Source organism: Arthrobacter sp. P1_B11 (genome assembly GCF_056406715.1).
Genome location: NZ_JBFTZQ010000010.1, coordinates 185,813 through 208,473, shown reverse-complemented (window position 1 = coordinate 208,473; position 22,661 = coordinate 185,813). Strand labels below are relative to the sequence as shown.

Annotated in this window: 19 protein-coding genes; 14 read left to right on the top strand and 5 right to left on the bottom strand. The window is 64.8% G+C overall.

The window, feature by feature from the left end; genetic code table 11:
- The 3 genes from AC1D14_RS11210 to AC1D14_RS11200 form a co-directional block, all read right to left on the bottom strand.
- The coding region (locus tag AC1D14_RS11210; protein ID WP_230121521.1) for a glucose-6-phosphate dehydrogenase assembly protein OpcA at positions 1-878 on the bottom strand (878 nt) is incomplete at its 3' end.
- Complete coding sequence (gene zwf / locus AC1D14_RS11205) at positions 875-2,434, bottom strand: glucose-6-phosphate dehydrogenase (RefSeq protein ID WP_476968485.1); 1,560 nt, start codon at positions 2,432-2,434, stop codon at positions 875-877. The genes AC1D14_RS11210 and zwf, both read right to left, overlap by 4 nt.
- A 181-nt stretch (positions 2,435-2,615) precedes the next feature.
- Complete coding sequence (locus AC1D14_RS11200) at positions 2,616-3,296, bottom strand: GntR family transcriptional regulator (protein WP_230120201.1); 681 nt, start codon at positions 3,294-3,296, stop codon at positions 2,616-2,618.
- A gap of 119 nt (positions 3,297-3,415) precedes the next feature.
- Here AC1D14_RS11200 and purU (AC1D14_RS11195) point away from each other — a divergent pair, with 119 nt between their 5' ends.
- The 11 genes from purU (AC1D14_RS11195) (at position 3,416) to AC1D14_RS11145 (ending at position 15,773) form a co-directional block, all read left to right on the top strand.
- Positions 3,416-4,330 carry a formyltetrahydrofolate deformylase gene (gene purU / locus AC1D14_RS11195; RefSeq protein ID WP_230120203.1) on the top strand — a complete coding sequence of 305 codons (915 nt, stop codon included), beginning with the start codon at positions 3,416-3,418 and terminating at the stop codon, positions 4,328-4,330.
- Between the two features lie 55 nt (positions 4,331-4,385).
- Positions 4,386-6,878, top strand: a complete 2,493-nt coding sequence (locus AC1D14_RS11190) for a GcvT family protein (protein ID WP_230120204.1) — start codon at positions 4,386-4,388, stop codon at positions 6,876-6,878.
- Between the two features lie 113 nt (positions 6,879-6,991).
- Entirely contained in the window at positions 6,992-7,618 is a 627-nt protein-coding gene (locus AC1D14_RS11185; RefSeq protein ID WP_230120206.1) for a cyclodeaminase/cyclohydrolase family protein, read from the top strand.
- A complete protein-coding gene (locus AC1D14_RS11180; RefSeq protein ID WP_230120208.1) occupies positions 7,615-8,493 on the top strand; it encodes a bifunctional 5,10-methylenetetrahydrofolate dehydrogenase/5,10-methenyltetrahydrofolate cyclohydrolase in 879 nt (292 codons plus the stop codon). Before AC1D14_RS11185 ends, AC1D14_RS11180 begins: the two co-directional genes overlap by 4 nt.
- On the top strand, positions 8,490-8,738 hold the full coding sequence (locus AC1D14_RS11175; protein WP_230120209.1) for a hypothetical protein: 249 nt from the start codon (positions 8,490-8,492) through the stop codon (positions 8,736-8,738). The genes AC1D14_RS11180 and AC1D14_RS11175 overlap by 4 nt, the downstream gene beginning before the upstream one ends.
- A gap of 46 nt (positions 8,739-8,784) precedes the next feature.
- Positions 8,785-11,121 carry an FdhF/YdeP family oxidoreductase gene (locus tag AC1D14_RS11170; RefSeq protein WP_476968484.1) on the top strand — a complete coding sequence of 779 codons (2,337 nt, stop codon included), beginning with the start codon at positions 8,785-8,787 and terminating at the stop codon, positions 11,119-11,121.
- The gene (gene folE / locus AC1D14_RS11165; protein ID WP_476876178.1) at positions 11,114-11,713 is read left to right on the top strand and encodes a GTP cyclohydrolase I FolE; all 600 of its coding nucleotides are present in this window, start codon (positions 11,114-11,116) and stop codon (positions 11,711-11,713) included. The genes AC1D14_RS11170 and folE overlap by 8 nt, the downstream gene beginning before the upstream one ends.
- A gap of 303 nt (positions 11,714-12,016) precedes the next feature.
- Positions 12,017-13,309: a molybdopterin molybdotransferase MoeA gene (locus tag AC1D14_RS11160; protein WP_476968483.1), complete on the top strand. Its 1,293-nt coding sequence runs from the start codon at positions 12,017-12,019 to the stop codon at positions 13,307-13,309.
- A 3-nt stretch (positions 13,310-13,312) separates the two neighbouring features.
- The gene (gene fdhD / locus AC1D14_RS11155; RefSeq protein WP_230120218.1) at positions 13,313-14,233 is read left to right on the top strand and encodes a formate dehydrogenase accessory sulfurtransferase FdhD; all 921 of its coding nucleotides are present in this window, start codon (positions 13,313-13,315) and stop codon (positions 14,231-14,233) included.
- Positions 14,234-14,260: 27 nt separating this feature from the next.
- Complete coding sequence (locus tag AC1D14_RS11150) at positions 14,261-14,785, top strand: molybdenum cofactor biosynthesis protein MoaE (protein WP_476968482.1); 525 nt, start codon at positions 14,261-14,263, stop codon at positions 14,783-14,785.
- Positions 14,786-14,966: 181 nt separating this feature from the next.
- A complete protein-coding gene (locus tag AC1D14_RS11145; protein ID WP_230120220.1) occupies positions 14,967-15,773 on the top strand; it encodes an IclR family transcriptional regulator in 807 nt (268 codons plus the stop codon).
- Positions 15,774-15,834: 61 nt separating this feature from the next.
- On the opposite strand, the gene AC1D14_RS11140 is transcribed toward AC1D14_RS11145, so the two are convergent.
- Together AC1D14_RS11140 and AC1D14_RS11135 are read right to left on the bottom strand one after the other, a co-directional pair.
- Positions 15,835-17,064, bottom strand: coding sequence for an aromatic ring-hydroxylating oxygenase subunit alpha (locus AC1D14_RS11140; RefSeq protein WP_230120221.1), 1,230 nt, complete (start codon positions 17,062-17,064; stop codon positions 15,835-15,837).
- 58 nt (positions 17,065-17,122) lie between these two features.
- On the bottom strand, positions 17,123-18,364 hold the full coding sequence (locus AC1D14_RS11135) for an NAD(P)/FAD-dependent oxidoreductase (RefSeq protein WP_230120223.1): 1,242 nt from the start codon (positions 18,362-18,364) through the stop codon (positions 17,123-17,125).
- 250 nt (positions 18,365-18,614) lie between these two features.
- Here AC1D14_RS11135 and AC1D14_RS11130 point away from each other — a divergent pair, with 250 nt between their 5' ends.
- From AC1D14_RS11130 to AC1D14_RS11120, 3 genes are all read left to right on the top strand, one after another.
- The gene (locus tag AC1D14_RS11130) at positions 18,615-18,965 is read left to right on the top strand and encodes a bifunctional 3-phenylpropionate/cinnamic acid dioxygenase ferredoxin subunit (RefSeq protein ID WP_230120225.1); all 351 of its coding nucleotides are present in this window, start codon (positions 18,615-18,617) and stop codon (positions 18,963-18,965) included.
- A gap of 86 nt (positions 18,966-19,051) precedes the next feature.
- Positions 19,052-20,014, top strand: coding sequence for a formyltetrahydrofolate deformylase (gene purU, locus AC1D14_RS11125; protein ID WP_230120227.1), 963 nt, complete (start codon positions 19,052-19,054; stop codon positions 20,012-20,014).
- 21 nt (positions 20,015-20,035) lie between these two features.
- A complete protein-coding gene (locus tag AC1D14_RS11120; protein ID WP_476968481.1) occupies positions 20,036-22,543 on the top strand; it encodes a GcvT family protein in 2,508 nt (835 codons plus the stop codon).
- Positions 22,544-22,661 lie beyond the last annotated feature (118 nt).

The window sequence follows — 22,661 nt, the reverse complement described above, 5'->3', positions numbered from 1 at the left end:
CCGAACACTTCGTCGGGATCCAGACGCCGCAGTTCCTCGGCCAGGCAGTCCCGCAGGCTTCGCCGCGGCAGGGAAATCCGCTGGGCAGGCTGGCCCGGTTGGGTCAGTTCGGCCACTGACAGTCCGGGCCGGAACAGCTGGACGTCGCCGCTTGCCCGGCTCAGGCGGACGCGCCGGATACCGGTGCCCGCGGGGTCGGCGACGATCGTCACCGGGGCGTCCAGGGAGAGGGTGAGCCAGGCCGCCAGCAGGATGGTGCTGGGGGAGTCCGAAGCACCCTCCACGGCCACCGCGGTGACAGGGGATGGGTCCACCTGGTCCAGCACTGCCGCGAGCTGGATGCGCCAGTTCGTCAGGCGGGTCCAGGCGAGGTCCGTGTCGCCTGCCTTGTAGGTGTTCCGGATATTCTCCAGGGCCACCTGCGGTTCGGCTTCGTTCGCGGAGTCGGTGATGCGCCGGTGGGCGATCTTGCCGATGGATGTCTCGCTGGCATTCTTCGGCGCGCCGTGCGGCCACCAGGCCACGATCGGAGCGTCAGGGAGCAGCAACGCGGCGACGAGGGACTCGCTTTCCTCTGCGAGTTCCCCGAAGCCGCGCAGCACGATCACTTCCGAGGCTCCGGCGTCACCGCCGACCCGGATCTGGGCATCGAGCCGGTTGGGAGCGGCAGAGCCGGCATCGGCAAGGACAATGATTCGGCAGGGGTGCTCCCGGCTGGCCTCGTTGGCTGCCTCGATGGCCTCCTCTTCCAGWCCCGATTTCGTGACGACCACCAGGGTCAGCACGCGGCCCAGAGCGATCACCCCGCCCTGCTCCCGCARGGACATGATCTTCTTGGAGACCTTGGAGGTGGTGGTGTTCGGAAGATCTACAATCATGGCCTTCTCCAGGTGCGTCCGTCGCGGGCGAGCAGCTCGTCAGCGGAGGCCGGGCCCCAGCTGCCGGGTGCGTAGGGCTCGGGCTGCTCGCCCAGGCCCTCCCAGTATTCCTCGAACGGATCCAGGATCTTCCAGGAGAGCTCCACTTCCTCATGCCTCGGGAACAGCGGCGGCTCGCCGAGGAGCACGTCAAGGATCAGCCGTTCGTACGCCTCCGGGCTGGACTCCGTGAACGAGTGGCCGTAACCGAAGTCCATCGTCACATCCCGCACTTCCATCTGCGTGCCGGGGACCTTGGAGCCGAAGCGGATCGTGGCGCCCTCGTCAGGCTGGACCCGGATCACCACGGCGTTCTGCCCGAAGTCATCCTCGCCGTGGTCGCGGAACAGCAGGTTAGGCGCGCGCTTGAACACCACGGCGATTTCCGTGACGCGCCGGCCCAGGCGCTTGCCGGCGCGCAGGTAAAACGGGACCCCGTGCCAGCGCCGGGTATTGATGTCAACGCGGATCGCGGCAAARGTCTCGGTGGTGGAATCGGCCGGGATGCCSTCCTCCTCGAGGTAGCCCTGGACCTGCTCGCCGCCCTGCCAGCCGCCGGCGAACTGGCCGCGGGCGGAGTGGGTGGAGAGGTCCTCCGGCAGCCTGACAGCCGCCAGGACCTTTTCCTTCTCCGCACGCAGGTCATCCGCGTTGAAGGAAATAGGTTCCTCCATCGCAGTCAGCGCCAGCAGCTGCAGGAGGTGGTTCTGGATCACGTCACGGGCAGCACCCACGCCGTCGTAGTACCCTGCRCGGCCGCCGGTGCCGATGTCCTCGGCCATGGTGATCTGCACGTGGTCAACGTAGTTGGCGTTCCACAGCGGTTCGAACAGCTGGTTGGCGAAGCGCAGCGCCAGGATGTTCTGCACCGTCTCCTTGCCCAGGTAGTGGTCGATCCGGAAGACCGCGTCGGGCGGAAAGACCGATTCCACGATGTCGTTCAGCTGCCGGGCCGACTTAAGGTCGTGCCCGAACGGCTTCTCGATGACCACACGGCGCCACTTGTCGCCTTCAGCCTGGGCCAGACCGTGCTTCGAGAGCTGCCGGCAGACCTGTTCAAAGGCCTTCGGCGGGATGGACAGGTAGAACGCATGGTTGCCGCGCGTGCCGCGCTGTTCGTCGAGTTCCTTGATGGTCTCGCCGAGCCGCTCAAAGGCGGAGTCGTCATCGAACTCGCCCTGCACGAAACGGATGCCTTCGGACAGCTGGTTCCACACCGCCTCATCGAACGGCGTACGGGAGTACGTTTTGACCGCGTCTTTCACCTCCGCCGCGAAGTCCTCGTTGTCCCACTGCCGCCGGGCAAAGCCCACCAGGGCAAAGCTGGGCGGCAACAGGCCGCGGTTCGCGAGGTCATAGACAGCGGGCATGAGCTTCTTGCGGGCGAGGTCACCCGTGACTCCGAAGAGCACGAGCGACGACGGTCCGGCAATCCGGTTCAGACGGCGGTCCCGCGCATCCCGCAAAGGGTTCCCGCTCCTGCCCGCTGACCTCTTGCCGTTCAAAGTATCTGGCATGGTTGGTTTAGTGCCTTAGCTTTCAGTGGCTGACGCGCCGAGGCGCATTTTTGCCACAGGGGATTTGCTCCTAAGGCTGTCACCTGCGCAGGGAGCGTTGAACCACCAAAGCGGGCGGCGCCACCCACCCGTTAGGATGGGCGCGCTTCAAAGGGCGGGCACCATCCCGCCGTCGTCCTGGCTAGGCGGCAAACAGCGCTGTCCGCACGGCCTTCTCGAAGCCATCGACGTGAACGCGGGCCAGCTCTGCGGCACGGGCCTCGTCTCCGTCGATCACAGCTTCAAGCAGGTCGACGTGCTCATGCACATGCCGGGAAAGGTTTGGCAGCCTGTCCAGCACCATGCACCAAATCCGCGTTGCGAGGTTGTCGTAGCGGATCAGCACGTCTTCCAGGTGCGGATTCGCCGCTGCAGCATAAATTCCCTGGTGCACCCGGGCGTCCAGCCGCAACGTCTCCACAACAGATGCGCTGTCCACGTCAAAGGACTCCACTTCCGCCACGATGAGGCGGAGCCGGTCCCGCGCTGCCGCCGTGCCCACCCTGGCGGCACGGGCAGCCGCGAGGGGCTCAAGCTGAGCCCTGATTTCCGAGATGAACGCGAGGTCCGTCACCTCCACGCGCGTCGCGAAAGTGCCACGCCTCGGATAGGTCACAACGAGCCGGTCCACTTCAAGCCGTTTCAGCGCTTCCCTCACGGGAGTCCGTCCCACACCGAGTTCCTTGGCAATCCCCTCGTCGTAGAGCGGATCACCAGGACGGATCTCCAGGGTCAACAGACTGTCACGTATCCGTTCGTAGGCCACATCAGCCAAGGATTTCGAGACTCCGGCCTCCGTCACCGCGAAAGCTTCAAACGCCACCGCTCCGCCTCTCTCATCGGCCAAAATTCGACTATTGACCTCGTCCGTTCACCAGTATACGCTGGCCATCACCCCTGATATATCAATAAGGTGGTCAACCATATATCTGAAGGAGAGGCATGACCGCAGTGGCCGCGTCCCCAGAAACCAGGCCAGCTCCGCAGGCAGAAGCCACTGGAGAAGCCAAGACCAGCAGGTTCGTACTCACATTGTCGTGCGTCGAGCGTCCCGGCATCGTTCAGGCAGTGACCACGTTCCTGTTTGAGCGGGGTTTCAACATCGAAGAGCACCAGCAGTTCGACGACGGCCTCCGCCAGACCCTGCACCTGCGCACTGCCTTCTCCGGAACTGCGGCTTATGCCCCGGAAAGGCTTGAAGAGGAGTTCCACCCCATCGCGGAACGCTTCGACATGAAGTTCCAAGTGCACGACGAAACCAAGCAGCGCGTTCTGGTCATGGTTTCCAAGTTCGGACACTGCCTTAACGACCTGATTTTCCGCTGGCGGGGCGGCAGCCTCGGCGGCGATCTGGTTCTGGTGGTTTCCAATCACGAAACGCACCGGGCGATGGCCGAGGCTGCCGGCCTGCCCTTCATTCACATCCCCGTGACGCCGGAAACGAAACAGGATGCCGAGCGCCGGCTGCTCGAGCTCGTGGATGAGTACAACATCGACCTGGTTGTCCTGGCCCGCTACATGCAGGTCCTTTCCAATGAGCTGTGCCGGTCGCTCACGGGCAGGGCAATCAACATCCACCACTCGTTCCTACCGGGATTCAAGGGAGCACGCCCCTACCACCAGGCCTACGACCGCGGAGTCAAGCTTGTGGGCGCAACCGCCCACTACGTCACGGCCGACCTCGACGAGGGCCCGATCATCGAGCAGGAAGTCATCCGCGTCGATCACAGTTTCAGGCCGACCACGCTCTCCACCATCGGCCAGGACGCTGAGGCCCTGGCACTGGCGCGAGCCGTTCGCTGGCACTGCGAACACCGTGTGCTGATAGACCAGGCCAGCACAATCGTCTTCCGCTAAAGCAGCCACCTACAGGCCGCAGAAGCCCACAACCCAAATCAGCAGGAGAAACCACATGGCATCGACGCCACGAATTGTCATCATCGGAGCTGGCATCGTCGGGACGAATCTCGCCGACGAACTGGTCGCCCGGGGATGGAACAACATCACAGTCCTGGACCAGGGGCCTTTGAACATGCCCGGCGGATCCACCTCCCACGCTCCGGGCCTGGTGTTCCAGACGAATCCCTCCAAGACCATGGCGTCCTTCGCCAAGTACACAGTGGAGAAGCTGCTGTCCCTTACAGAGGACGGCGTCAGCTGCTTCAACCAGGTGGGCGGCCTGGAAATCGCGACCACCGAAACCCGTCTCGCTGACCTGAAGCGGAAGCTGGGCTATGCCTCCTCCTGGGGAATCGAAGGAAGTATTCTCTCCTCTGCCGAGTGCAAGGAGCTCTACCCGCTCCTGAACGAGGAGAACATTCTCGGCGGCCTCCACGTTCCAAGTGACGGCCTGGCAAGTGCCGCACGCGCCGTTCAGCTGCTGATCAAACGCACAGAGGCGGCGGGAGTCAAGTACCGTGGCTCCACGGCCGTGACAGGAATCGAACAGTCCGGACGGCGGGTTACCGGCGTCGAGACCTCCGAGGGCGTCATTCCGGCCGACATCGTCATCTCATGCGCCGGTTTTTGGGGAGCCAAGATCGGCGCCATGATCGGCATGTCCGTTCCCCTGCTCCCGCTGGCCCACCAGTACGTGAAGACCACTGCCGTGCCCGAGCTGAACGGCCGCAATGAACTGCCCAACGGAGCCACGCTGCCCATCCTGCGCCACCAGGACCAGGACCTCTACTACCGCGAACACGGCGAACGCTACGGCATCGGCTCCTATGCCCACCGCCCCATGCCCGTCGACGTCGACACTCTGGGAACCTACGCCCCCGAGAGCGTCAGCGAACACAACATGCCGTCCCGCCTCGACTTCACGCTGGAGGACTTCCTGCCGGCTTGGGAGGCCTCGAAGGAGCTCCTTCCCGGACTGGCGAAGAGCGAAATCGAGGATGGCTTTAACGGCATCTTCTCCTTCACCCCCGACGGCGGACCGCTCCTTGGGGAGTCCAAGGAACTCGACGGCTTCTTTGTCGCTGAAGCGGTCTGGGTCACGCACTCGGCCGGCGTTGCCAAGGCGATGGCCGAACTGCTGACCACGGGCAAGTCCGAAACCGACCTGGGTGAATGCGACATCACCCGCTTCGAGGACGTCCAGCTCACCCCCGAATACGTCAGCGAGACCTCGCAGCAGAACTTCGTGGAAATTTACGACGTCCTTCACCCGCTCCAGCCCCGCCTCTCCCCGCGCAACCTTCGCGTCAGCCCGTTCCACGCCCGGCACAAGGAGCTGGGGGGCTTCTTCCTGGAGTCCGGCGGCTGGGAGCGGCCCTACTGGTTCGAATCAAATGCCGCCCTCCTCAAGGAGATGCCGGCGGAATGGCTGCCGCCGGCCCGGGACACCTGGTCCCAGATGTTCAGCTCCCCCATTGCTGCCGCTGAAGCGTGGAAGACCCGCACCGCAGTCGCAATGTATGACATGACGCCGCTCAAACGGCTGGAAGTGTCCGGTCCCGGAGCCCTGAAGCTGCTTCAGGAGCTGACAACTGCGGACCTGAACAAGAAGCCGGGGGCCGTCACCTACACGCTTCTGCTCGACCACGCAGGTGGTGTGCGGAGCGACATCACAGTAGCCCGCCTGAGCGAGGACACCTTCCAGCTCGGAGCCAACGGCAACATCGACACCGCCTACTTCACGAGGGCAGCCCGGCACCAGACGCAAAGCGGGTCCGCCGCTGATTGGGTCCAGGTGCGCGACACCACGGGAGGCACCTGCTGCATCGGCCTGTGGGGGCCTTTGGCCCGCGACCTGGTCAGCGGGGTCAGCGAGGATGACTTCTCCAACGACGGCCTGAAGTACTTCCGGGCCAAGAGCGTTGTCATTGGCGGGGTCCCGGTCACGGCCATGCGTTTGTCCTATGTTGGCGAACTTGGCTGGGAACTGTACACCAGCGCCGACAACGGACAGAAGCTGTGGGATGCGCTCTGGCAGGCAGGACAGCCCTTTGGCGTCATCGCGGCCGGACGGGCGGCATTCAGCTCCCTCCGCCTCGAAAAGGGCTACCGCTCCTGGGGAACGGACATGACCACGGAGCACGACCCCTTCGAAGCGGGTCTCGGGTTCGCCGTGAAGATGTCCAAAGACAGCTTCATCGGCAAGGGCGCGCTCGAGGGCCGGACCGAGGAGGGCTCCGCCCGGCGGCTGCGCTGCCTGACCATCGACGACGGCCGGTCCATCGTCCTGGGCAAGGAACCCGTTTTCTACAAGGAGCAGGCAGTCGGTTACGTGACCAGCGCCGCTTACGGATACACCGTGGCCAAGCCGATTGCCTACGCCTACCTTCCGGCCACCGTTTCCGTCGGCGATGCCGTCGAGATCGAATACTTCGGACGGCGTATCAGGGCCACCGTTTCGGAAGAGCCCCTGTACGACCCGAAGATGACCAGGCTCCGCGGGTAATCAGCCCGCAAGGCCATTTGGGGGCACGCAGCCCGGCTCATCCTCGCAACGGGAGCCGGGCTGCGTGCAGCCCCCGTTCCGCCCCCAGCCTCAACCAGCCCAGGAATGGAAAAATGATCGGTTCAGAAACACTTAATGACTACCTCGGCAGGCTTGCTTCACGGAGGCCCACCCCTGGTGGCGGCGCGGCCGCAGCGCTCCATGCTGCGCAAGGTGCAGCCCTGGTGGCCATGGTGGCCAGGTTCAGCAGCGGCGGCAAATATGAGCAGCACGCACAGACGACGTCCAGAATCATTGCCGCAGCCGACCGGCTCACCGGCGAGACGTTGGAGCTGGCCGACGCCGACGAAGCCGCCTTCAAAGCCGTCATCACCTCTTACAAGCTGCCGGCGGCAAGCGAGGCCGACCGTGAGACGCGTGCGGCCGCCATCCAAAACGCACTTGTTCAGGCCGCCCAACCGCCGGTCCGTCTGATCAAGCTGGCGGGCGCCGTCGTGGAGCTCGCCGCTGAACTTCTGGATATTGCGAACCCGAACGTCATCAGCGACATTGCCGCAGCCGCCGACGCGGCCAGGGCAGCGGCGACTACGGCCCGCGTCAACATCGACATCAATGTGGTGGCCATCAAGGACACCCAGGCGCACGCCTCGCTGGCGGAACAGACGGACGGCCTCGAAGAAAAAGTCGTCCTGGCGGCGGACTCGCTCTCACGCCAGGTGCGGGAAAGGATCCTCCGGTGACGGCATCTTTGCTCTCCGGCAAGCCTCTTGCCAAGCTGATTCAGCAGCAGGCGACAGCCCAGGCCAAGGCCCTGGCCGAGGAGGGCTCAGGCCCTACCCTCGCCGTCGTGGTTGCCACTGAGGACAGCTCGACCCACTGGTATGTGCGCTCCATAGAGCGCGCCGCCGAAAACGCCGGCATCGGCTGCAGGATTATCGACGTCGGCCACGACGCGACTGAACAGGTACTCATTGCCGTGTTGAAGGACCTCAGTGCCGAGCCTTCGGTCAATGGCATCATCCTGCAGACTCCCCTGCCTCCGTGCGTCAGAACCCCGGAACTGGTCAAGTACATCTCCCCGGAAAAGGACGTCGACGGCGCAAACCCGTTGAGCCTGGGACTGCTGGCCGTAGGGGAACGCGCCTTCGCACCGGCTACGGCACGGGCCGTTGTAGAAATGCTGGACCACTTTGAGATTCCGGTGGCGGGCCGCAACGTGGTGGTGGTGGGCCGTTCAACTGTGGTGGGCAAGCCCCTGTCCCTGCTGCTTTTGCAGAAGGACGCCACCACCACCGTCTGCCACTCGAAGTCCGGCCCTCTCGCGAAGTACACCAAGGCGGCCGACGTCGTGGTTGTTGCGGCCGGCCGCACCGGGCTGCTCACCGGGACGGATGTTTCGGAACACTCGGTGGTCATCGATGTGGGAACCAATGTGCTTTCCGACGGCTCGCTCGCCGGCGATGTCGACGAAGCCAGCGTCCGGACGGTGGCTTCAGCGCTGACGCCGGTCCCAGGCGGCGTCGGCTCAGTCACGACGGCGCTGCTGCTTCTCCACACCGCCGAAGCGGCGCGGGACCAGACACGCGCGGCCCGGACGCCTGTACTCACACCATGACCGACGCACTAATGGCACGCCGCACGGCGCTTCATTCCGCCAGCACAAAGGTCGTGGCCGACTGGACCGCGCTCATGCCAGGCGATTTCGTCACGGTGCTGGAGTCCTACACAGTTCCCCACAGCGGCTGGATCGACGACCTGACAGAGGACGGCCGCATCATCTGGCTGGTTCTGACCTTCGGGGGTGGCCGCCGTATGTTCTTCCGCGAGAACGGCGACATCATCACGGTCGAAGTTCCATAGGCCAAGCACGCCCCTACTGCCCGGCAAAGATCTGAAGGAAGAGCCAATGGCTTCCAAAGCACCACGCGAGAATATCGACGAGTCAAAGCTGACTGTCAGCAAACCGAAAACCAAGGCCGTAGGCATCCCCGCGGTGGCCAGCGCCCTGAAAATATCCCTGGAGCAGATGGGCCCGCTGCGCAGCGTCCAGACACTCATCGCCGTCAACCAGATCGACGGATTTGACTGCATGGGCTGCGCCTGGCCGGAACACGAGAAGCGCAATGCAGCGGAATTCTGCGAGAACGGCGCAAAGGCCGTGGCAGAGGAAGCTACCCGCCGCCGGGTCACCCCGGAATTCTTCGCAAGGCATTCCGTTGCCGACCTGAAGACGCGTGATGACTACTGGCTCGGACAGCAAGGAAGGCTGACCCACCCAATGGTCCTGGATGAGGGCGCGTGCCACTACAGGCCCATCGGCTGGGACGAAGCCCTGGAACTGGTCGCCCAGGAACTCAGAGACATGGACCACCCGAACCAGGGCGTTTTCTACACGTCCGGCAGGACGTCCAACGAGGCCGCATTCGTGTACCAGCTGCTTGTGCGCGGCGTGGGCACGAACAACCTCCCGGACTGTTCAAACATGTGCCACGAGTCCTCCGGCTCGGCGTTGGTGGAGACCATAGGCATCGGCAAAGGTTCCGTCAGCCTCAAGGATCTGGAAACGGCGTCCCTCATCTTCGTGGCGGGCCAGAACCCGGGAACGAATCATCCGCGCATGCTCAGCGCCCTGGAGAAGGCAAAGAAAAACGGCGCGGCCATCGTCTCCGTCAACCCGCTCCCCGAGGCCGGACTGCTTCACTTCGAGAACCCGCAGAACATCTCGGGGATGCTGGTGGGCTCGCAACTGACGGACGATTTCCTGCAGATCCGGGCCGGTGGCGACCAGGCACTCTTCCAGGGTCTTGGGAAATACCTGCTGGAAGCAGAACGTGCAGGCAGGAACAGCCCGGGCTTGACAACGGTCCTTGACCACGACTTCATCAAGAACCATACGGTCGGCGTGGAGTCCTACCTTTCGCAGTTGGAACAGGTGCAGTGGGACGAAATCGTCGAGGCGACCGGGCTGACCATGGAACAGATCGCCGCCACCGGTGAACGCCTCCTGGCATCAGGGTCGACCATCGTCTGCTGGGCGATGGGCCTGACACAGCACAAACACTCAGTGTCTACGCTTCGGGACGTCGTCAACGTCCTGCTGCTGCAGGGCAACATCGGCAAGCCCGGAGCCGGTGTTTGCCCGGTTCGCGGACACTCCAACGTCCAGGGCGACCGGACCATGGGCATCTTCGAACAGATGCCGGCAGCGTTTCACGACCGGCTCGACCAGGAATTCCAGTTCCGCTCACCCCGGGCGCACGGCTACGACACCGTCGCTGCGATCCGGGCGATGCGGGACGGAAAAGTCCGGCTGTTCGTGGGCATGGGCGGGAACTTCGTCCGGGCGGCTCCGGACTCGGATGCCACCGAGAAGGCCCTGGCCAATACCCGGCTGACTGTGCAGATCTCGACGAAACTGAATCACTCGCACCTTTCGACAGGAAAACGCGCCCTGATTCTCCCAACGCTGGGCCGCACTGAGCGGGATACCCAGCGGTCCGGCGACCAGAGGGTTACCGTGGAGGATTCCATGAGCGCTGTCCATGCATCCCGCGGCCGACTCAAGCCCGCCAGCGAGCACCTAATGTCCGAGGTCGCCATCGTCTGCAACCTCGCGCACAAAGTGTTCACCGACGCCGGCCTCCCCCTTTCCAACACGCCGGCAGCCGACTGGCTCTCCCTCCGGGATGACTACTCCCTGATCAGGCAGCACATCGAAGCTGTCTTTGATGGCTTCGAGAATTTCGAGGAGAGAATCCAGCACCCCGGCGGTTTCGTTCTGCCCCACCCGCCGCGGGACAAAAGGGAATTCAAGACACTGTCCGGCAAGGCGCACTTCACGTCGAATGCCCTGGAGTACCTTCGGGTCCCGCCCGGCCGGCTGATCCTGCAGACCCTGCGTTCACACGACCAGTACAACACCACCATCTACGGCAAGGACGACCGATACCGCGGAATTCACGGAGGCCGGCGCGTGGTGCTGGTCAACGAGGCGGACATAGCCGAGATGGGCTACGCGGACGGGGACATGGTGGACCTGGTTTCAGAGTTCCGGGGAACAGAGCGCAGGGCGGAGGATTTCCGCATCGTAAGCTACTCGACGCCCAAGGGTTGCGCAGCCTCGTACTACCCGGAAACCAACGTGCTGGTGCCGCTGGACTCCGTCGCTGACACCAGCGGCACCCCGACGTCCAAGTCCGTCGTCGTGCGGCTGGAACCGGCAGGAGCGCGGCTTCATGCTTGATGCCCCTGATACCTTGCTGCGCCGCAAGGGGGTGGACCGCCCGCGGGTGGAGCGGGCGGTCCGGGAGTTCCTTTTGGCCGTCGGCGAGGACCCCGACAGGCCTGGCCTGGCTGAGACTCCGGCACGCGTGGCCCGCGCCGCAGTGGAAATGTACGGCGGCCTCCACGAGGATCCAGCCACGGTACTGGACAGGACATTCGACCTAGGACATGAGGAACTGGTCCTGGTTAAGGACATTCCTTTCTACTCAACCTGCGAGCACCACCTGGTGCCCTTCCACGGTGTGGCCCACGTTGGCTACATCCCGTCGGCGGACGGAGTGGTAACAGGCCTCAGCAAGCTGGCCAGGCTGGTGGATGCGTTTGCGCGCAGACCGCAGGTGCAGGAACGCCTGACCACCCAGGTGGTGGATTCGCTCGTATCGTCCCTCCGGCCGCTGGGGGCGATCGTAGTGGTGGAATGCGAGCATCTCTGCATGTCCATGAGGGGCGTCCGGAAGCCGGGCGCGAAGACCATTACCTCGGCGGTGCGCGGACAGCTGCGCCTGCCGGCAGCCCGCGCGGAGGCACTCAGCCTGATCTTGGGCCGCTGACCGCGATGGGGTGATGGCGGTCCTTCGAAAATCGGACGGGCGCCGCCTCTGTTCTCTGATATATCTTTAAGATATATTTGAAATATCAGATGGTGCCGCTGCAGTGCGGGACAAAGTCCCCAAATCCATGCGGCAAGTACGTTCCCCGTGAACGGTGTTTCGGAGGCCTGAATACCTGGGGAGGTAAGCGCCGGAACACCGCTTTCGGGGAACGAGCAGGTGCGGCGCCAATCCCAGAAGCGCCGCCACCGCGTGGCTGCCCCGCCGATCCAACAAACCAAGCCACCAACGAAGGGACGACCAATGGTAGCTCTAACCCTTCACCCCGTCGACAGGCCGGGCAGGGCCGGCGGGCGTGCCGCTGACGGGGAGCACACCTGGGCGGAAGCACGCCGTCTGGCCTTCGACTGCGCCACGCCCCTTGGACCAGAACGGATTCCACTCGGGGAGGCGAACGGAAGAATCCTGGCCGCTGACCTCAGCGCGCTTCAGGAGATGCCCCACTACGCCTCGTCCGCCATGGACGGCTGGACGGTTAACGGTGCCGGCCCGTGGGCGCTGACGGAACCAGGAAAACCCCTCGGTCCCGGTGAGGCCAGCCCGGTGGTCACAGGTGGCGTCATCCCTCCGGGCTCCCAGTCTGTGCTCCGTGTCGAGAGCGGACGGCTTGCGGACGGCGCAGGCGGCCAGGCCATCCTGATAGTGGGCGACGCGGCGTCCCCCGGTGAACCCCGCCCTGGCCAGCACATCCGTAAATCGGGCGAGGAAGCGGCCGCCGGCGAGGTGCTGATCCCCGCCGGGACAGCCCTGAACCCTGCGCATATCGCACTGGCCGCCGTCGCCGGCTTCGATCAACTGACAGTGCGCGGCAAACCGCTGGTGAAAATGCTTATCACTGGCGCAGAGGTGGTCACGGCGAGGATTCCGGTGCCGGGACAGGTCAGGGATGCCTTCGGCCCCCAGTTCCGCACCATCATCCAGATGCTCGGGGGTGTCCCGGGGCCACTGGTCCGCATCGGGGACTCCTACGAGGAATGGCTCACAGCACTGGGTGCCTCCGAAGCGCCGATGGGCCAATGGCCCGACGTGGTCGTGACCACCGGCGGGACAGGGCGCTCCGGCGCTGACCATTTCCGCAAAGCCGTGGCCGCTCTCGGCGGACGGCTCCTCATCGACGGCATCGCCATGCGACCGGGCCACCCCGCCGCCTTGGGCAAACTGCCCAATGGCCGATTCGTCGTCGGACTTCCCGGCAACCCGCTCGCTGCCCTGATGGCGCTCTTCACCATTGGCGGTCCGCTCCTGGCCGCGCTCGGCAATCAGCCCCTAGCCGGCATCAGCCGGCTGCCGTGCGGCACGGTAATCGACGCCCACACGGCATCCACACGGCTCATGCCGTTCCGCTGGGTCAACGGCCTGGCGACACCGGCCCACTACACGGGACCCGGGATGATGCGCGGGCTGGCCACCGCCGACGGCGTCATGGTGGTTCCGTCGGCGGGCGTTCAACTACGGGAACCGGTTCCGGCCTTTGCGCTCCCGTGGCGCCCGGACCTGCGTCCGGCGCTTCCTGGCAGATTGATCGGGGAGGACTAGGACGTGGCACGCATGACCCAGCGGCGGAAGGTCCACAGGTACCTGCTGGACGGCTCCGAGGCCGCTATCGCATATCCCGTACGGGTACGCGAAGACGTGCTGGCGGCCGAGGAACCACTGGAGGTCCGTTTCAAAGACCTGTCATTTGCCGTGACGATGCGGACGCCCGGGGACGACTTCGACCTCGTTGCCGGTTTTCTCGTCTCTGAGGGCATCATCAGCAGCCAGGCGGATCTCGTGTCGCTCCGCTTTTGCGCCGGCGAGGATGAAACCGGCAGGCAAACCTTCAACGTCGTTGAAGCGCAGTTCCGTCCCGGCCTGGCACTGCCGGACACTGGCCGGCACGTATACACGTCCAGCTCCTGCGGCATCTGTGGCAGCACATCCATCGAAGCCGTCCGCAAAACCCTCACCTACGACCTCCATGAGGACCAGCTGCGCGTGCCGGTCGACGTGCTCGCGCGGCTGCCCGAACAGTTGCGCGAAGCCCAGGCATTGTTCGACAAAACCGGCGGCGTCCACGCAGCAGGACTGTTCAAGATCGGCGACCGCGGAGAAGCGGAGCTCCTTTGCCTCCGCGAGGACGTGGGCCGCCACAATGCCGTGGACAAGGTGATCGGGTGGGCACTGCGCGAAGGGCTTCTGCCCCTGCGCGGAATGGTCCTGCAGGTCTCGGGCAGGGCATCATTCGAGCTCGTTCAAAAGGCAGCCCTCGCCGGCATCCCGGTATTGGCCGCGGTCAGTGCACCCTCAAGCCTGGCGGCGGACCTCGCCGCCGACACCGGCGTAACACTCGTGGGCTTCAGCCGGGGCAAGAGTCTCAACGCCTATGTGGGGCAGGAACGGCTGGCACCTGCGCTAACGGCACCTCCCCGGGCGGCACTTCCATTGACGACTCCATTGACGACGGCGGGCCAGGGCTAGGTGCCGGTCTTACCTGAAAGGAAACCAATGGCCGGTACAGAAGTGGCCGGTACAGAAGTGGCCGGTACAGAAGTGGCCGGCGCCATCCTCAGCCCCGATCCCCTCTCTGAGGACGTGGCTCTTGCCGCCGTCGAAAGCGCCACAGCGGGTGCCGTTGTCAGCTTCCGGGGCGTGGTCCGGAACCACGACGGCGGCAAGGCCGTGGAGCGGCTGTGCTACACCGCCCATCCCACCGCCCAGAAAGCGATAGCGGAGGTCGCGGCTGCCGTCCTCGCCGAACACTCGGGGGAAGCCGGCCAGCCTGTCGGAATCTGGGTGGCCCACCGGGTTGGGACGCTGCGCATCGGCGACCTGGCCCTGGTGTGCGCCGTATCGGCTGCGCACCGCCGGCAGGCGTTCACCATCTGCTCTGAGCTCGTGGACCGGGTCAAAGCCAGCGTACCCATCTGGAAAGAACAGTTCTTCAGCGACGGCACAGTCGAATGGGTTGGCGCCGAAGGCGCTGGCGCAGCCGCGCTCTCCGACGCCGAAGCCGCCATCAAGATCGGCTAACCACACCCGGCAACGACAGGGAACCCCGCCGGTTGAGCCTGTCGAAACCTCAGTTCACGGATGCTGCGAGTAGGACAATGACGGCCGCGCGTCCGTCGCAGTCTAGGATCAGACTTGTGAAGCAGGCGGGACAACGCAGAGTCTGACCCCTGGTCACGGCGACAAAACGGGAGCACCTCTGATGGCTGCAAGAGACGAAACAGGGACTGATAGGGATCCGGACGCCCAAGGCGGAGGCGTTCAGTCAGTCGACCGTGCGCTCCAGATCCTGGAGATCCTCGCCAGGGACGGACACGCAGGCGTTAGTGATATTGCTGAAGAGATGGGGGTTCACAAGTCCACCGCCTCGCGGTTGCTCGGATCCCTCGTGTCCAGGGAGATCGTGCGGCAAAACAGCGATCGAGGCAAGTATCAGCTGGGCTTTGGCATCCTGCGCCTAGCCAGCTCCATTCCCGGCCGGCTGAGCCTGGTCCACGAAGCGCGTCCGGTCCTGGAGAGCCTTGCAGACCAATACAAGGAAACGGTCAACCTCGCCGTCCTGCGTTCCAACTACGCGGTGAACGTGGACCAGGCCATGGGCCCGTCAACGCTGGCCACCTACGACTGGGTGGGCAGTCTCACGCCCCTCCATGCCACGTCCAGCGGGAAAGTACTGCTGGCAGCACTGCCGGTGGAAGAACGGGCCCGGATCCTCAAGAAGGTGGGCCTTCCCGCCCGCACCCCGCGCACCATCACGGACCGGGATACTTTGGAGAACCAGCTCCTCGACGTTTCCCGCGACGGCTACGCAGTTGTTCACGAGGAATTCGAGATCGGACTGAACGCCGTTGCAGTGCCCATCTATAACCACTTCGGGACGGTCATCGGGGCCGTCAGCATCTCCGGCCCCGCCTTCCGCTTCGACCCGGAAAACACTCCAGGTCTGATCCAGGGCCTCCAGGACGCCGGCCTGAGCATCAGCGGAAAGATGGGCTACACGCGGCGATGACCCCGGACCGGGGTCCGGGGTCATCGCGGGTGTTTGGTTCTGCCGTTAGTGGCCGGTGCTTTTAGGAGGCCGGGGCTGCTGGGGTTTCTTTGCGTTCGAGGGTTTCGGCGCGTTCCTCCAGCGGCGGGGTGTTCTCGGTGATGCCCAGCAGTGCCTCTCCTGAGAGCGGGACGTCGCCGACCTTTTCCTGGACCCAGTCGTGGAAAGCACCGATGTGGTGTTCGCTGGGGACGAGGACGCCGCCCTTGGAGTACACCTTGGAGGCCATGCCGGGCTGGCAGCGTTCGCACGCGTCGAAGTCCTGCATGTTCACCCGGTGGAACAGCTCCACGGAGGCGGTGACGTCCTTGCCGGACTCCACCACCGAGGGCAGGTACAGCCAGTCGCATTCGACGATCGTGTGATCCGCCGACATCGGGAACATCCGGTGGATGATCACGTGGTCCGGGACCAGGTTCACGAACACGGTCGGCTTGATCGTGATCGCGTAATACCGCCGGTCCTGGTCCTCAGCCACGCCCGGAATCAGGTCCAGGCCCTCGGACCCGTCCACCGTGAAGCCCTTGATGTCCTCACCGAACTCCGCCCCGTGGCCCACGAAGTACTGCGCGGCCAGGCCGTCGGCGAACTCCGGCAGGACCTCGGTCAGCTCCGGGTGGATCGTGGCGCAGTGGTAGCACTCCATGAAGTTCTCAATGATGAGCTTCCAGTTCGCCTTCACGTCATACCGGATCCGCCGGCCCAGCGACAGATTCGCCACGTCATAGCCATCGATCGCGTGCACACTGCCCAGGCGTTCCTCGATCGCGCCCATCACTTCCTCTTCGAAGGACGGCGGTTCCTCGGCCAGACAGACCCAGACGTAGCCCAGGTACTCGCGGATGTGGACCTTGGCCAGGCCGTACTCGTCACGGTCGATGTCCGGCATCTTGGTCAGGTTCGGGGCCGCGATCAGCTTGCCCTCAAAGTCATAGGTCCAGGCGTGGTACGGGCACTGGAAGTTGCGGGCCGCTTCGCCCTTTTCCTCCATGCACAGCTTCACGCCGCGGTGCCGGCAAACGTTGTAAAACGCCCGGATCTGGCCCTTGCGGGTCCGCGAGATCAGCACGCTCTCCCGGCCCACCTGCACCGTCTGCCACGCCCCGGGCTTGTCCAGATCCGCCGAACGGATCGCGCAGAACCACATCTGCTCGAAAATCCGTTCCTGCTCCGCCCGGAAAATAGCCGGATCCGTATACAAAGAACCGCCCAGGGTCGGAATCAGACTCGGCGTGGTTACCTCAACAGACAATTTTGTTCTCCTATTCCAAAGACACAAAAAACAACTAAAACAAGAAGGAAAATTGGGGCTAGAGCCCCACGGCGGCACCGGCAAGGGCGGGTACGTCCGCCGGCGTCGAGACTTCGGGCACGACGGCGGCTGCCGGCTTGGGGGCCGACGCCGCGAGGCTCCTCCGCCACTTGGTGAACAGCCGTGGCTGGTTCATGCCCAAAACGGCTACGGGAACGTCCTCCCGGTAGTACACGGCCAGCAGGCTGTGCTCGGCAGCATCCCCCGCGTCGACGTCCAGGCGGTCGTAACCGGCTGAGTGGCCAGCGAACTGGATCTTCACACCATGCTGGTCCGACCAGAAATACGGCGGCTTCAACGGCTGCGCCGGGGCGTGGCTATCCAGCAGCGCCTGCACCGCCAGCGCCGCCCGCTCCAGGGCCCCCGTCCAATGCTCCACCCGGCGGTGCTTATCCACCGCGGCATCAAACCACGCAGCGCAATCCCCCACCGCCACAATGCCCGGAACGTTAGTCCGCCCCATCGCATCGCACAACACACCACCGTCGACGTCCACCCCCGAACCGGCGAGCCATTCGACGTTGGGTTCGGCACCGATGCCGACCACCACAACGTCCGCAGCCACGAACGTCCCGTCAGCCAGCCGAAGGCCGGTCACGTTTCCTTCGCCTGCGTAGAAGTCTTCAATAACTGCCGAGGAGATGATCCGGACACCTTTGGCGGTGTGCAGGCCCGCCACCACCGACCCCATCTCCATGCCCAGCTGGGCTGCAAAGGGCACCGGCTTGGTGTCAACGAGGGTAACGTCCATGCCACGTGAGGCGGCCGAAGAAGCAACCTCGGCGCCGACGAAGCCGGCCCCGATGACGGCCATTTTGCTTCCCGGCACCAGTTCCGGCGCCAGGCTCTGCGCATCGGCGAGGGTGCGCAGGGAAAAGACGTTGCTCAAGCCGGCCAGTGCCGGCAGCTGACGGGCCCGTGCGCCGGTGGCGATCACGATGCCATCGGCCTGGACAACCTGGCCGTTGGCCAGACCAATAATTTTCGAAGACGCGTCCAGGGACACGGCACGTGAACCCAGCAGCCATTCGGCGTCGAGGTCGTCACCGTCGGTTTCCAGGGACAGATCCTCGGCCGTGATCGACCCCAGCAGGAAGTCCTTGGAGAGCGGCGGCCTGTCATACGGGCGGTGCTCTTCATCGCCGATGATGACGAGCCGTCCGGTGAAGCCTTGGGCGCGGGCTGCCCGCGCGGCGGAAAGACCGGCCAAGGAGGCTCCCACGATTGCAAGTGTCTGCATTTCTCTCACCCTCTTTCAATTGCTTCTTAAGCAACAACAAGCGCTATATGCAACAGAGTGATCTATGCCACGGAACCTGTCAAGGGGCCAGTGACTCATTAAAGAAGAGGTACGTAATTGGACCGCCAGCCCTTGACAAAACAGTGTGAGCGAAAGCACTCTGTTGCATATTACGACGTGTGTTGTTCCATGCGGAACAAAGCAGATTTCAGCCGTCCATACCGTTTAAACGAGAAAAAGAGGTCTACTCATGCACAAGGCATGTCCGCTCAGTGAGCTGGCCCCGGGTGAAGCCCTGCGCCTGAACACCGCGCCGCCCATCGCTGTTTTCCACACCGAAGACGGCGAGCTCTTCGCCATTGATGACACCTGCACCCACCAGGATGCTTCCCTGACCGATGGCTGGGTGGAAGGCTGCGAGGTCGAGTGCCCGTTGCACGCCTCAAAGTTCAATCTTCGGACCGGCAAGGTTGACGCACCGCCGGCCAAGCTGCCCGTCCGTACGCACGAAGTCACCGTCGTGGACGGCGACATCATGGTCATCGAATCCGAGGAGGCGCCCAACCTTCCTCCCGGCCTGACAGTGAACGGCCACGTCTAACGCCAGCACGTCCGGTGGCCAAAGCAGCGCGGCTAGGGCCACCTCCGCAACCGCAGCCTCGTCTGCACGAACCTAGGAGACAACCCTTGTCCACAGTCCTTGAAGGCGTCCCCGCCAGCAGCGCCACAACCACGGCCGGACCCGGGGCCAACGCCCACACCGCAGAGTTCGTCCTGACGCTGGCCTGCCCCGAACGGCCGGGCATCGTCCGCGCCATCACCACATTCTTGGCCGACCGCGGCTTCGACATCGTGGAACACCAGCAGTTCGATGACCACGTCAGCGGCAACCTTTACCTCCGCACGGCCTTCACCCAAAGCGGCGATGCCGGCGATCAGGATCCCTTTGCCAGGCTCGATCAGCGGGACCCTCAGACGGCCGAAAGCCTCAGATCCGAGTTCGCAGCCATCGCCCACGAGTTCGGCATGAACTTCAGCATCCACGATGGCCGTCCCCAGCGGCTCCTGGTCATGGTGTCGAAGTTCGGCCACTGCCTGAACGACCTGATTTTCCGCTGGCGGGCCGGCAGCCTCGGCGCGGAGATCGCCGTCGTGGTTTCCAACCACGAGGACCTGCGCCCCATGGCCGAAGCCGCCGGGCTGCCTTTCATCCACGTTCCCGTCACGGCCGCAACCAAGCCGGAGGCCGAGGCGCGGCTGCTGGAGCTCGTCGCCGAGTACGACGCCGACTTGGTGGTCCTGGCCCGCTACATGCAGGTGCTGTCCAACGACCTGTGCACCAACCTCCGCGGGCGCGCCATCAACATCCACCACTCCTTCTTGCCCGGCTTCAAGGGTGCCAAGCCGTACCACCAGGCCTACGACCGCGGTGTGAAGCTCGTCGGGGCCACGGCGCACTACGTGACGCCGGACCTGGACGAAGGACCCATCATCGAGCAGGAGGTCTTCCGGGTAGACCACAGCCTGGATGCGGACGCCCTGGTGACTGTGGGCCGTGACGCCGAATCGCAGGCCCTGTCCCGGGCGGTCAAGTGGCATTGCCAGCACCGCGTCCTGCTCAACAACACCCGCACCGTCGTATTCCGCTAACGCGAACCAGGAGAAACACTTATGAGCGCATCACCACGCGTCGTCATCATCGGCGCCGGCATCGTCGGCACGAACCTGGCCGACGAGCTGGCCAGCCGGGGCTGGAACAACATCACTGTCGTCGAGCAGGGACCGCTGGAGCTCGCCGGCGGCTCCACCTCCCATGCTCCCGGCCTGGTCTTCCAGACCAACCCGTCCAAGACCATGACGGAATTCGCCAGCTATACGGTGGACAAGCTGCTCTCCCTCAGCGCCGACGGAGTGTCCTGCTTCAACCAGCTGGGCGGGCTCGAACTGGCCACCACGGAGACCCGGCTGAAGGACCTCAAGCGCAAGCTCGGATACGCCACATCTTGGGGCATCGAAGGCCGGATCATCGACCCCGACGAGTGCGAGAAGCACTACCCGCTGCTGAACTCCAGCGCCCTCGGGGACGGCCGCGAAGTCCTCGGCGGCCTCTACGTCCCCACCGACGGACTGGCCTCCGCGGCCCGTGCCGTCCAGCTGCTGATCAGCCGCACCCGCGAAGCCGGCGTCACCTACCTCGGCTCCACCGCCGTGACCGGCATCGAACAGACCGGCGGCAGGGTCACCGGCGTCGAAACGGCCGACGGCGTGATCCCGGCGGACATCGTGGTGTCCTGCGCCGGATTCTGGGGCCGCGAGCTCGGCAAGATGGTGGGCATGAAAGTCCCGTTGCTACCGCTGGCCCACCAGTACGTGAAGACCACGGCGTTGCCGGAACTCAAGGGCCGGAACGAGCTTCCCAACGGCGCCCGCCTGCCCATCCTGCGCTACCAGGACAAGGACCTCTACTACCGCGAGCATGGCGACCGGATCGGCGTCGGCAGCTACGCGCACCGCCCCATGCCGGTGGACATGGCACAGCTTCCCCGCGTCGGCGCCGAAGAGATGTCCGATCACCGCATGCCTTCCCGCATGGACTTCACCATGGAGGACTTCCTGCCCTCCTGGGAGGACAGCAAGGACCTGCTCCCGGCCCTGCGCGGGGCGCAGATCGAGGACGGCTTCAACGGCATCTTCTCCTTCACCCCGGACGGCGGGCCGCTCATGGGCGAGTCCCCCGACCTCGAGGGCTTCTTTGTTGCCGAGGCCGTCTGGGTCACCCACTCCGCCGGCGTGGCCCGGGCCATGGCCGAACTCCTCATCGAGGGCCAGTCCCGGACGGACCTGCACGGCTGTGAGCTCACGCGCTTCGAGAAGGTCCAGACCAGCGACCAGTACGTCAGCGAAACCTCCCAGCAGAATTTCGTGGAGATCTACGACGTGCTGCACCCGCTCCAGCCCAAGGAGTCCCCGCGGGACCTGCGGGTCAGCCCGTTCAACGTCCGGCAGAAGGAGCTGGGGGCGTTCTTCCTGGAGTCCGCCGGCTGGGAGCGCCCGCACTGGTTCGAGGCCAACGCCGGCCTCCTCGACGAACTTCCGGCCGAGTGGCAGGCGCCGGAGCGGGACGAGTGGTCCGCGATGTTTTCCTCCCCCATCTCGGCGGCCGAAGCGTGGAAGACGCGCACCGCCGTCGGGCTCTATGACATGACGCCGCTGAAGCGGCTGGCGGTGACGGGTCCCGGCGCCGAGGCACTGCTGCAGCGGCTCAGCACCGGAAACATCACCAAGAAGCCCGGCGCCGTCACGTATTGCCTGCTGCTGGAGCACGACGGCGGCATCCGCAGCGACGTGACCGTTGCCCGTCTCGCGGAGGAACAGTTCCAGCTCGGCGTGAACAGCAACGTGGACTTCGACTACCTGCGTGTTGAGGCCAGGAAGCAGTCGGCCGCGGACCCGGCCCGGTGGGCGCATGTCACCGACATCACCGGCAGCACGTGCTGCATCGGCCTGTGGGGGCCTCTGGCACGTGAAGTGATCGGCAAGGTCAGCACCGACGACCTGTCCAACGACGGCCTGAAGTACTTCCGGACCAAGGAGATTTCGGTGGGCGGCATCCCGGTCACGGCCATGCGGCTCTCCTACGTCGGCGAGCTGGGCTGGGAGCTGTACACCACGTCGGAGTACGGGCTGAAGCTCTGGGACCTGCTGTTCGAGGCCGGCCGGGAGCACGGCATCGTCGCCGCCGGGCGCGGCGCGTTCAACAGCATGCGGCTCGAGAAGGGCTATCGGCTGTGGGGCACGGACATGACCTCGCAGCACCACCCCTACGAGGCCGGCCTGGGTTTCTCCGTGGCCAAGGACAAGGTGGGCTTCGTGGGCTGTGAGGCGCTGGCCGCACGCAAGGAACAGCCCGCAACCCGGGCACTGCGGTGCCTGACCGTGGACGACGGCACCTCCATGGTCCTGGGCAAGGAGCCGGTGTACGTCAACGGCGAGGCCGCCGGCTACGTCACGAGCGCCGCCTACGGCTACACGGTGCGTAAGCCGATCGCCTACGCCTGGCTGCCTGCCGCCGTAGGGATCGGTGACTCCGTGGAAATCGAGTACTTCGGCAAGCGCATCGCGGCGACCGTCACGGCCGAGCCGCTGTTTGACCCGGGGATGGAGCGGCTGCGCGGCTGACGGCCATGCGGCCGTCCTGACCCTCTTTGGCGCCAGAACGACGGCGACACACCGGTGAGTCCGGGGTGTCGCCGTCGTTCTTGGTTAATAGAGGGTCAGGACGGCAGCCGGTAAGTAG